Source organism: Saprospira grandis DSM 2844 (assembly GCF_000275825.1).
GTDB classification, from domain to species: domain Bacteria; phylum Bacteroidota; class Bacteroidia; order Chitinophagales; family Saprospiraceae; genus Saprospira; species Saprospira grandis_A.
The window spans coordinates 1843263-1854912 of sequence record NZ_JH719942.1; the positions used below are offsets into that span (position 1 = coordinate 1843263).

Genomic DNA, 11650 nt, shown 5'->3' on the forward strand with positions numbered 1-11650 from the left:
CTTCAACCACCTTCATAGACTCCCTACTTTTGCCAATAAACTCAAATTGAATGTATTCCTCACTAAGATTTTTGTTTGATAACAACCTCATGAAAGCCTTACGGTCTGCATCAGTTTTTGCTACATTTGTTAAATGTGGGTTAGGATTATTTTTTAGACTCTCTACTAATCTATAACATACTCTTACTGATTGCTTATTTAGCATAAATGAAGATGCATTTGTACTGTCCATATAAATCTTGATTTAGAGCTAATTTAAGCTTATTTTTAAAAGTGGGTCAACCCAAGGCTGCGGGGCTCGCTATTCGCTCGGCCCTTCGTTTTTTTCGCTTTGCTCAAAAAACTCGGTCTGGCCTTCGGCCACCCGCTCCGCAGCGCTGGGCCTTTGGGTCCCTCTCCGCTCTAAGCCCTCCCCTCTACCACTATTTTGAGACCTTAAACTTAATGGAACGATGAACTGGAAACAGCATGGGCCCAAATGGCTGCTCTTTTTCCTTCTGTTTTTATTGGGCATGGCCCTTTCTTTCAAATCTATCCGCGAGCCCGATTTGTGGTGGATGTACCGCACAGGAGAATGGATTTGGGAAAATGGGGCCGTGACTTATTCCGACCCTTTTTCCTATACCCAAGAGGGCCGAGACTGGATTAACGTCAAATGGCTGTTTGAGGTCATTATTGTGGCGTTTAAAAAGATGGGCGGACCAGAAATGGTCTTTGTACTCCAAGCCCTAATTAGTTTGGGCCTGATGTATTTTTCTGCCGCTTCGGCTCGCCTACTCGCCCCTAAGCGCCATGGATTAAGTATGGCTTGGGCCTTTGCTATCGGCTTGCCGATCTTGCTTTTTGGCCTAGATTTCCGCCTCATCGGTCGGCCCGAAATGAGCTCGCACCTTTTAGTGGCCGTTTATCTTTTCCTCTTTTTGCGCCAAAGCCAAAAAGCAGAACATAATGGCATCTTTTGGCTAATTCCCTTACAACTGCTTTGGACCAACTTACATGAAGCCTTTGGTATCGGGATGGTCCTGATGTTTGCCGTTTTGGGCAGCAGTTGGGCCCAATACTTTCTGATGGGCAAAAAAACAGCCCCGCCCAAAAAACAAACCCTGGCCATTTTAGGCGCCCTACTAGTGATTCCCATAAACCCCAGAGGCATCAGTATGTGGGCCCATCCTTTTAATATTTTTGGACAGCTTCAGAATAACAAATATACCAGCGAGCTCAATTCTTATTTAGAGGCCAGCTACTGGATGAAAGAGGCCTATGTCAATTTGTTTTTCCTAGGCGCTGCCCTGCTGTTTTTGGGCCTTGTGCTCTTTGGCTCCAAAGAAGGCCGCCCCAAACTTGGGCAGTTGCTCGCCTGGCCAAACTTGGTCTTGCCTGCGCTCCTTTTTTACCTTAGCTTGACGGCCTACAGAAATATTCCTTTCTTTCTTTTGGCCTCGGCTCCTTTTCTTTTGGCTCTCTTAGAGCGCCTGCTGCGCCCTTTGGTCCAAAAAAGCTGGAAAATGGCCCTCAGTCTGGGGCTCGCTCTAAGTTTGGCTAGTTGTTATGGCCTAATCGTTTCTGGAAACTATCATAAATGGATAGACAGCCGCGACCAATTTGGCCTGCAGGTCCTCAATAGCCATAATCCCATCAAAGCGGCTGAATTTATGGCCCAAGAAAACATCAATGGCCGCGGCTTTGCCGATTATCTGAGCTCTGCTTATTTACTTTGGCGGCTACAGCCCGACTTCAAGACTTATATTGACCTTAGAGACCTCGATATTTTTCCGGCTGACTTTTTTGCCCAATACGAAAAGCTGCTACAAAATCCCGCTCTTTTTGATGCGGAGGACCAAAAATACAATTTTGAGTATGTGGTCTTGCTCCGCCGCCCAATTGAGCAGATTCCCACTCTTTATGTGCATTTGCATGATAGCCCCAATTACGTTTTGGTCTATGCCGACCCTGTGGCCATGGTTTATGTAAAACGCCTGCCCAAATATGAGCAGCTCATTGCCAAAAAGGGCTTGACAAAGACTGCCAAAAAGGCTGTTTTTGAAGCTTGGGGGAGCTCTACTTCTTCAGCGGTGCCTTTGGTCCTGACCAAAATGCTTTACCCATTTTTTGAAAATGAGGAGAATCCCGAAGTAAATCAATGGGCGATTGGCGCTCATCTCTATTATGCTTTGGATGAGCAGGAGCTGGCCCAAAAGGCCCTAGAAAAAGCCTTGCAACATCCAGATAAGGCCATGGCTTATAGCGTACAGGGCCGTTTGGCCGCCCGCCAATATTTGGACCCCAAAAGCTCGGCGGAGCAAAAGGCCCAAGCCTTTAAAACAGGAAAAATGGCCTTTGAGCAAGCGCTAGCCCTAGCGCCCGAAAACTTGGAGTCGCTCTTTGGTATTGGGGTACTTTTGGCCGAAGAGAAGCAGTATGCTGCGGCCATTCAGTATTTTCAGGCGGCTAAAAAGCTGGCCCCAGAAAATCCGGCTATTACGGGCCGATTGAATGCTTGTTATCAGGCGTTGGGGCAGTAAAAAAATGGCCCAAGCTCCCCCAAGGGATTCCTTAGGGAATCCCGCAGAGGGGAGGGTGGGCGGGTTAATAGCTAGGCATGAGGAGCGCAGCGACGAATACCATTTTTGCGGTTTTGCAGGCGGCGAAGCCGCCGCAGGCTGAGGGATGGACAGCAGTGGCCCGAAGGGCCAGACCTAGGCGGCAAAGCCGCCGCAGGGCCGAGCGAACAGCGAGCTGCGACACAGCCCGACCCGACCAAGAACTCATGAGGGTTTTAACCCTCATTTTATATAAGTTCGCAAAGCGATACCGCTTTGCGCTGGGTTTCAACCCGGCGGGCGGGGCAGCCCCAAATAAAAACCTTAAGGAAAATCGTTGGGATCGGGATATTGCCAGATATAGTCGGGCAAAAAAGCTTGCAGTGCAGCCGTAGAAATATAGCTAGCCTGCTCTTTTTCTTGGGGAGCGGGCGGCAAAAAGCTGGGCGGCTCTAGGCCCAACAACTTGGCCCGTTTGGGATAAAAATCTTGGGCAAAGGGATGTTTTGGGGCAGAAACGTTTAAAAAAGCGGGGCAATTTTCTTTGGCCAAAAGAGCCGATAAAATACCGAGGCAATCGCTGCGGTGGATCAAATTGAGGCGGCGAAAGGGCTGTGGGACCTCCTTTTTTCCGGCCAAAAAGCGGCCTGCTTTTCGGGAGCCACCAATCAGCCCTCCAAAACGCAAAACACTCAAATTAAGCTTGGTACGATAAGGGGCGAGGGCCTTTTCTGCGGCCAAAACAGCCTGCGCAGAGGGGCGGCTAGGCTGGCAATCATTATGCTCCAAAACGGCTCCTTTTTGAGGGCCATAAACGCCCGTGCTAGACACAAACAGGAGTTTTGCGCCAGTCGGCATTCGCTCGGCCAGAAGGGCCATACTTTGGGCATAGGCTAGGGGGCCAAGCCCCATAAAAGGCGTAGGCGGCATATTGACCATATAATAAGGCAGCTGCCAGATGGGATCATCTGCAGCGGGAAGCGTTTCGGGTAGCTCCATGCGAAAGGGCTTCAGGCCCAAAGCCTGAAGCCCTTCTAAATTGGCCAAAGAGCGGCTGCTGCCGTAAACCTCCCAGCCTTCAGCTAGAAGTTTTTTGGCCAAGGGAGCCCCCAGCCAGCCGCAGCCCATAATGGCAATTTGTTTATTATTCATCTATTGAATTTATATTTCTTAGGCTATCTGCCCGAGCGCTATCGGCTAGGCGTTTTTCGGGATTCATCAGGCCCTCTAGATAGCGAAGATTTTCCAGTTCATTATAATCATTCTTCCAGGCGATTCCGGCACCAGCTTTAGCGGCGGCGGGGTCCACATCGCCTAGAACGGCTCTAAAGACAGAATCTTGGCGAACTGCATCAATAGAATCTTGGACCAAAGAGCGTTCTAGGTAAGCCACCTTATTAAAGACATTTTCGAACTCTGCTCTAAAGATTTCGATACCGACCAATTCGTTCTCGGCAAAAATATGTTGTTCGACCAAAACGCCAGAGCTATCGTAGTAGTTAATTTTACCTTCTTTTACGCCCTCATTATAGAGGATCGTATCTGTTTTTAGGCGGCCATTGGGGTGGAAATTCACCTCATAGCGGGCATAGCCTTTTTGGCTATTGTAGAGCACCTTTCGTTTGAGCGAGCCATCGTCATAGCGCTCAATGCGGTATTCAATAGGCAGGCCTTTATTCCATTGGGCCTCTAAAATGAGGATACCGTCTTCGTTCCATTCTCGCTGAAAGCCATCTCTTTTTTGGCCAATAAAACTTTCTTCTGATCGCTGATAGATCGGACGGCCAGAGCGGTCGCTCCAATAGCGAACCACATCATTAGTCGTATCGGTCAATAAGAACTGAACTCGGATGTCTTTGATGGAGGGAACAGCAACCACGGTATCGGCAACAAACTCCTGTTTGCCTGCTCCAAAGAGGTCACTAAAAATACAAGAACTACTAGCTAGGCTAATAGCTAAAATGGGCAGTAAGATATAAAAGGCTCTCATAGTGGATATTCTGAAGGAAAAAATCAGCTGTGGTAGTGCCTTATAAAGGTAAGTTTTTGCTTTTTAACTGCCAATTTTTTCTGTCGAGTCCAAGAGAAAAGTAAAAAGGCCCAAAAGCGTGCTTTTGGGCCTTTTGAGCTGGGCCAAATTATAGCCAACTAACTTTTTCGCTGATTGGCGTTCGGCTAGAGACCAAATCTAGTTCCTCGGGCTTACGGCCAATAAAAAGCAAACCATAGCAAGTTTCTCCTTCTGCCAACTGTAAAAACTCTCGGATTTCGGGACGGACCATAAAGCCCGGACTCCCCCAATACATACCGATCCCCATAGCTTCTCCAACCAACCAAATATTCTGTACCGCCATAGACATAGCCGCTAGCTCTTCCCATTCGGGCAAGCTGGCTTTGGGGTCTCGCTGCATACAAATAGCCAGCATAAAGCTACTTTTTTGGGCTCGCTTGCGGAGCGTTCTTGGTTTTTTGGGCAATTGCTTTTCTACAGGAACAACAGCCTCATAGGCCGCCACCATAGCCTCGGCAAAATCTGTTTTTCGATCGCCCGCAGCCACCTTAAAGCGCCAGGGTTGCGTCAATTTATGATTGGGCGCATAGTTAGCCATCTCCAACAGCTGCTCTAGCTCCTCTTTTGTCACTAACTCATCTGTAAATACTTCGGGATAAACGGAACGACGGTTTTTAATGCTCTCTAAAACCGTTTGCTCTACTTTTATAGTGCTCATATTGCATTTTATTTAGATCTATTCTAAACAAATATAAGGGATTATCTTGACCCTTAAAAAGGATTTTATCACAAACTCTTCTTAATGGACAAAAAAAAGCTCCCTGAGGGAGCTTTTTTTTGTTTCTCTGCCTAATAAGAAACGCCTAGGGCCTTGAGGGTTCCAAAGTCTAGTTGTCCTACAGGCAAACCATTATCTTTTTGGAATTGAATCAGGGCCGTTTTTGTTTTGGTTCCAAAAATATTATCTGAGGGACCAGGATCATAGCCCTTTCTACGAAGGGCAGTTTGGATTTCCTGAATTTTCACCTCATCAATTTTATTTTGGCAAAGCACCTCTCTCCAATCAGAGTAGCCACCGGGAGTAACTAGGCGGCGGTTGGTCACCGTCTTAAACTCGCTGGGCACTTCCACTACTTTGGTCTGAGCGGGAGCGGTCATGAGTCGGCGCTTAATCGTTTTGTACTCTGCGGGCAACTCAATCACTCGAGTTTCTGGTGGCTTGACCATAATCGTTTTCTTGATGGTCACATATTCGGCAGGCACCTCAATTTCTTTGGTGGTAGGGCCTTCTACCATCACTGTTTTTTTCACGGTTTTATACTCGGCGGGAATAACCGTTTCTTTAGTGGTGGGAGGGGTTTTGAGCACCGTTTTGGTTACGGTTTCATATTCTGCGGGCACCTCGACCAAACACCAAACCATACAGTCCTCGGGATTGGCCGACAAACAGTTTTTATCTCCTTTTCTACGCACCCATTTGGTAGTGGCAGGAGCTACTTGAATTTGCTCGGTTACGGTTTCATATTCCGCAGGCACTTCTTCCAATTTCACCTCAGAAGGGCGAATTTCCACCTCTTCTTCTATCTGTTCATAACGAGCCGCAACAGGCTCTAGGCGAATGCTAGCGGCCTTGACCTCCACCTTTTCCTCTTGGCTTTCAAATACGGCCGGAATCACCTCTATTCGGGTAGAGGCAGCTTTCACCTCGACCCGCTCCTCTATTTCTTCAAAAGTGGCAGGCACAATTTCTATTCTTTGGGTGGCTTGCTTGACCAAAATTTCCTCTGAGCTTGTTTAAATTTTTTAGTCAGCAGCTAGACTAAGGCAAAAAAAAATGCTGCAAAGCGCTTATTATTGTTGATTACGACAAAAACAAAAAAAGGCTTTGCAACATGGTTGTGAATTTATCAAAAGAATTTATTACGGAAAAAATATTAGCATTTTTTCCCGAAAAAAAATTGGCTCGAAAAACCAAAGCGCCTCTGTGGCAAATTGTTAAAGCGATAATTTATAGGCTTAAAACAGGTTGTCAGTGGAGAGAATTACCGATACAATCTTTTTTTGACGAAGTTCTAATTTGCTGGCAAACAGTATATTACTACTTCAATAGCTGGTCCGAGTCTGGTATTTGGCAAAAAGTGTGGATCCAATTTCTAGCCCATGAAAAATCTTGTTTAGATTTATCTAGTATACAGCTTGACGGAAGTCATACCCCAGCGAAAAGAGGGGGCGAAGCTGTGGGTTATCAGGGCCGAAAAAAGTCCAAAACCACAAATGCTCTCTTTCTCACAGATAAAAATGGGCTGCCAATCGCTATGTCTCCGCCTTTTGCGGGAAACCATAATGATTTGTTTGAAATCGAGAGTCATTTCCAAAAAATGCTTGCCGATCTGCAGCTTTCAGACATCTCTCCTGATGGTTTATTTATGAATGCTGATGCAGGGTTTGATAGCAAAAAACTTAGAGAAAACTGCCAAAAAATGGGCATTATCCCTAATATTGACCACAACAAAAGAAATAGAAAAAAAGCTTATTATCAAGATATTATAGATGAGGAACTTTACAAAGAACGCTTTTCTGTTGAGCGAACTAACGCATGGATTGACGCATTCAAAATTTTACTCATTCGTTTTGAAAGAAAAGCCGACAACTGGGCGAGTCTACACTATTTAGCCTTTATACTTATTTTCCTAAAACGAAATTTTTAAACAAACTCGCTTATTTATATTTTGTAAACAAGCGGCCTATCAAATGGTTTTGCTTGGGCTAGGCGGCTTGGCCGCCTTTGGCCGCAGGCCAAACTGGCCTAGCGATGCGGCGGGGTGGCCGTTAGGCCAGACCGAGCAGGCGAAGCCTGCGAAGGGCCGAGCAGACCTGCGAGCCCCAAAGCGTAGCGCCGCAAGGCGAAGCCGCAGCGGAGGCCCCAAAAAAAACGTCTCTTCCCGAAAATTGGAAAGAGACGTTTACCGTAGACATCAAGCTAATGATTAGCCCAATTTACCGGCTTTAATATCGGCCACATAGCGTTTTACTTCTTTGCGGACCGTGGGGGCCAAAATGATCAGACCGATCATATTGGGGAACACCATGGCAAAAATCATGGCATCGGAAAAACCGATGACCGAGCCAAGGCTGGCAGAAGCGCCGATGACGACAAAAATGCAAAATAGCACCTTGTAGGTAAGGTCCATGGCCTTAGATTTACCGAAGAGATACTTCCAAGCCTGCAGGCCATAATAGGACCAAGAGAGCATAGTAGAAAAGGCAAAAAGGGCCACCGCCAAAGTGAGCACATAAGGGAACCAAGGCAAGGCCGTAGCAAAGGCGTTAGAGGTCATACTCACGCCATCGATGCCATCTAGGTTTTCGTATTGGCCCGTAATGATAATGACCAAAGCCGTGATGGTACAAATAATCACAGTATCGATAAAAGGCTCTAGGAGAGCCACCACCCCTTCACTAGCAGGATAAGCTGTTTTTACGGCAGAGTGAGCGATAGCGGCAGAACCTACGCCAGCTTCATTGGAGAAAGCCGCCCGTTGGAAGCCCGTAATGAGAACGCCAATAAAGCCACCAAACATAGCGGGGGGATTGAGCGCCTCGTCGAAAATGAGGCCGAAAGCGGTAGGAATTTGGCCAGCGTTCATAGCGATAACGATAAGCGCGCTACCGACATAAAGGACCGCCATAAAAGGAACAATTGTTTCGGCAACTTTACCAATTCGCTTAATACCGCCAATGATTACAATTGCGACCAAAACGGCGGTAATCAGGCCAAAGATAAAGCCCCCGGCACCGCCTTCAATGCCAAAAGTGCCTAGCACCTGAGAAGCCGCTTGGTTAGCTTGGAACATATTTCCGCCACCAAAAGAGCCGCCTACACACATAATAGCGAAGAAAACGGCAAACACCTTTCCGAGGCCAGCGAGGCCCTTATCGGCTAGACCTTTAGAGAGATAATACATAGGTCCGCCGTGGATGGTCCCTTCGGCATCAATTTCTCTATATTTTACCCCAAGGGTACATTCGGTAAACTTAGAAGCCATACCAAGCAAGCCCGCGACAATCATCCAGAGCGTAGCACCTGGTCCACCCAAAGAAATGGCGATAGCCACCCCGGCGATATTTCCGAGCCCCACCGTAGCTGAAAGAGCGGCAGAAAGGGCTTGAAAGGGAGTTACCTCTCCATCTACAGACTCATCTTTGATGGTATCGGGATTATCTTCATCCATATGATTTTCTGGGCTATAATACTTTCCTCTCACCGTGTTAATAGCCAAGCCAATGCGGGTAATATTGGGAAACTTAAAATAGACGGTAAAAAAGAGAGCCCCCAAGAGCAAAATCAAAAGCACAAAAGGCATATTGATACTACTAGCGACCAAAACGATGGGCTCTGTTTGTTGGGCGGCTAATTCTTTATTGGTCAATTTTAGGCTAAAATCAGCACCAGGATCATCTTCCATAACTTTGACCTTATAGGTTTCGCCAAAATTCATATTCTGGCTAATGCTATAGGTTTTGCCATTTTCTGTTAGCTGATAGTTCAGCTTAAAGCTATTTTCATTTAGGTACTCGATGCTAAACTCGGTACCATCAGCTAGCTCGGTGGTCACCTCATAAGGCGACTGATCCATATAGCTGCGTTTGCGCTTAATTTGCTGAACGCCCTCTTTGCCTTCTTTTTGGACGGCGGCAAAGTTCTCGGCGGCTTTTTTTCCGCCTAGGGCCACAAAATACTGCTTACCTTCGGGCGACATCTCGATGAAGCCTCCACCGCCTTCTACCTTTTGGCTATGGTAGCTAGTAGAATCTTCTACTTTGACAAAGTACTTGTACTTATTGCCATCCTCTCGCTCCTTTTGCGAGTAATAATCGTAGCGGTTTTTCACTTTAAAAGAGGCAAAAACGATGCTCTGAATAAAGTTGGAGGTAGGCGTAAAGCGCAGGTCAATTTGCTTATCTACTGGATAGAAGGAGATATCGGTATCTTCATCTACCAGCGTTTTTTGCATAGGTTGCGCAATACTCATCTGGGCCAAAAAGGCAAAGAGGAATAGTAAGGCGTATTTTCTCATACTCTTTAAGAATTTCGTTTTTTAACGGGCGGCCAAAAGAGGATGCCAGCCGTTGTTTATATAAAATTGAAAGGATAGCTTTTGGCCATCCTGAACGCTTGGGGGTCCTTTCCCTAAATTTTACTTTCTCTGCTTAAGATACTGCATTCTATGTTTGGAGCTACTAGGCAATCGCCTTTTTTTATTTCTTGAGGGGCTCAAAAAGTACTATTTTGTTTAAAATTGACAAAAATGCACGCATATATTTTTAGTTTTTTCAGACAGATCGGCCTATTTCTGCTATGCCTGTCTCTTCCTTTTTTGCTCACTGCTCAAACTCAAAGCGATTGGTTGGGCGATTGGAGCGGAACGCTAGAGGTTCAAGGCATGGAAATTCCGGTTGTTTTTCATATTCGGCTAGAAGCTGGGGAGTTAGCGCTCTTGATGGATAGCCCCAAACAGGGTCAATTTGATCTTAAATTTGATAAAATAGAGGTCGATGGGCCTAAGCTCAAAGCGAGCTGGACCTTGGCCAATATTGTTTATGAGGGCCAATGGTCAGCTGAAGGCATCAACGGCCAATGGAAGCAAAACGGCCTTAGCCTTCCGCTTCTTTTTAAAAAGATAGGGGCCGATGAGCTGCCTCAGGCCCCCAAGCGCCCCCAAACGCCTCTGCCCCCTTTCCCCTATACCGAGGAGCAACATTATGTGATTACACCCAAAACGAATATCCGCTTGGAAGGGACGCTGACGCTTCCGCCCAATGCCACAGATAGCAGCAAGGTCCCCGCTATTTTGCTCCTTTCGGGTAGTGGACCACAAGATCGAAATTCCGAGATTTTTGGCCATCAACCTTTTGCCGTTATTGCCGACCATTTTAGCCGCCGTGGCTTTGCCGTTTTCCGCTACGATGACCGAGGCAGAGGAAAATCCGAGGGCCAATTTGCAGGCAGCACCACCCATGATTTGGCCCAAGATGCCGATGCTTGCCTGCAGTACCTCAGCCAAGACCCCCGAATCAATAAAGAGCAGTTGGTGGTTATGGGCCATAGCGAAGGCGGCCTGATTGGCTTTATGCTTGGCGCCAAATGGGGCAAAAAACTAGGGGCGGTGGTCTCGCTGGCAGGTCCAGCTCTGCCCATCAAGGAGCTGATGTTGCAGCAAAATTACGATTTGGGCAAACAGGCTGGTATTGCCGAAGAAACACTGCAAACACAGCGCAATTTCTTGATCAGTTGCTATGCAAGAGCGATCAAAAAAGACCGCAAAAGCGAGGATAAGTTTGTTGCCGATATTCTCAATATTTGGCGCGCCCTACCCCAAAAAGAACGCCTGCAACTGGCCGAAATTGGCCTAGTAGAAAGGGGCGTAAAACAACTGGGCAAGGCCCTCTACGCCCCTTGGTTTCGCAGTTTTCTGCGCATAGATCCAAAAAAATACCTCAAGCGCATCCGCTGCCCTTTGCTGGCCCTCAATGGCGGCGAAGATATTCAGGTGGCGGGGGCCGAAAACCTCGAGCGCATCTCTAAATTGCTCTTACAAAAGGAAAAATACCCCACCGCAGTGGTCTTGCTGCCTCGCCTCAACCACCTTTTTCAGCATTGCGAGAGCTGCACAATTGCCGACTATCAACTGCTGGAGGAAACCTTTGCCCCCGAGGTCCTAAAAGCTATGCAAGAATGGCTAGAAGAGCGTTTTGCTCTAGAAGATGGACACAAACATTAAATATTTAGCCCTTTCATCTCATTTCTTTTTGTCACAAAACTGTATTTTGGGGCCCGCGGCCAGCTAGGCTTCGCCTAGCTGGCCGCCGCTATGCTGCGGGGCTTGGGTTGACCCACTTTTTATAGCGGTGTCAATTTAGGGATCGATATCCATCATACATAAATATGAATCTCTCTAATCCTAGTCCTATTTTTTTGACGGATACGGCATGCCTAGTTTTCTTTACTGCGCCATTAAATCCGCCCAACCTCGCTATGATCCAATAGGCCCAAGCTATTGATTTAGAGGTGAATGGATTGCGCAAAGAAGGGCTTTGG

Annotated in this window: 8 protein-coding genes and 1 pseudogene; 3 read left to right on the forward strand and 6 right to left on the reverse strand. The window is 47.0% G+C overall.

Annotated features, from left to right (window positions below; all coding sequences use genetic code 11):
* A pseudogene (locus SAPGRDRAFT_RS23260) lies at positions 1-232 on the reverse strand (IS4 family transposase); the annotation flags it as partial.
* Between the two features lie 220 nt (positions 233-452).
* On the opposite strand from SAPGRDRAFT_RS23260, the gene SAPGRDRAFT_RS08370 reads away from it, so the two are divergent.
* Positions 453-2522, forward strand: coding sequence for a tetratricopeptide repeat protein (locus SAPGRDRAFT_RS08370; RefSeq protein ID WP_002658670.1), 2070 nt, complete (start codon positions 453-455; stop codon positions 2520-2522).
* A 342-nt stretch (positions 2523-2864) separates the two neighbouring features.
* Here the strand turns inward: SAPGRDRAFT_RS08370 and SAPGRDRAFT_RS08375 are convergent, their stop codons facing one another.
* From SAPGRDRAFT_RS08375 to SAPGRDRAFT_RS08390, 4 genes are all read right to left on the reverse strand, one after another.
* Positions 2865-3692 carry a hypothetical protein gene (locus SAPGRDRAFT_RS08375; protein WP_002658674.1) on the reverse strand — a complete coding sequence of 276 codons (828 nt, stop codon included), beginning with the start codon at positions 3690-3692 and terminating at the stop codon, positions 2865-2867.
* Positions 3685-4530: a toxin-antitoxin system YwqK family antitoxin gene (locus SAPGRDRAFT_RS08380; RefSeq protein ID WP_002658676.1), complete on the reverse strand. Its 846-nt coding sequence runs from the start codon at positions 4528-4530 to the stop codon at positions 3685-3687. Before SAPGRDRAFT_RS08380 ends, SAPGRDRAFT_RS08375 begins: the two co-directional genes overlap by 8 nt.
* A gap of 148 nt (positions 4531-4678) precedes the next feature.
* Positions 4679-5269, reverse strand: a complete 591-nt coding sequence (locus SAPGRDRAFT_RS08385; RefSeq protein WP_002658678.1) for a nitroreductase family protein — start codon at positions 5267-5269, stop codon at positions 4679-4681.
* A 131-nt stretch (positions 5270-5400) separates the two neighbouring features.
* A complete protein-coding gene (locus SAPGRDRAFT_RS08390; protein ID WP_253271292.1) occupies positions 5401-6294 on the reverse strand; it encodes a peptidoglycan-binding domain-containing protein in 894 nt (297 codons plus the stop codon).
* Positions 6295-6443: 149 nt separating this feature from the next.
* Here SAPGRDRAFT_RS08390 and SAPGRDRAFT_RS08395 point away from each other — a divergent pair, with 149 nt between their 5' ends.
* Positions 6444-7259 (forward strand): IS5 family transposase, encoded by an 816-nt coding sequence (locus SAPGRDRAFT_RS08395; RefSeq protein WP_002657728.1) that lies wholly within the window; start codon positions 6444-6446, stop codon positions 7257-7259.
* A gap of 279 nt (positions 7260-7538) precedes the next feature.
* Here the strand turns inward: SAPGRDRAFT_RS08395 and SAPGRDRAFT_RS08405 are convergent, their stop codons facing one another.
* Positions 7539-9629: an alanine/glycine:cation symporter family protein gene (locus SAPGRDRAFT_RS08405; protein ID WP_002658681.1), complete on the reverse strand. Its 2091-nt coding sequence runs from the start codon at positions 9627-9629 to the stop codon at positions 7539-7541.
* A 231-nt stretch (positions 9630-9860) separates the two neighbouring features.
* On the opposite strand from SAPGRDRAFT_RS08405, the gene SAPGRDRAFT_RS08410 reads away from it, so the two are divergent.
* Positions 9861-11333 (forward strand): alpha/beta hydrolase family protein, encoded by a 1473-nt coding sequence (locus tag SAPGRDRAFT_RS08410; protein WP_002658682.1) that lies wholly within the window; start codon positions 9861-9863, stop codon positions 11331-11333.
* The last annotated feature ends 317 nt before the right edge of the window (positions 11334-11650 follow it).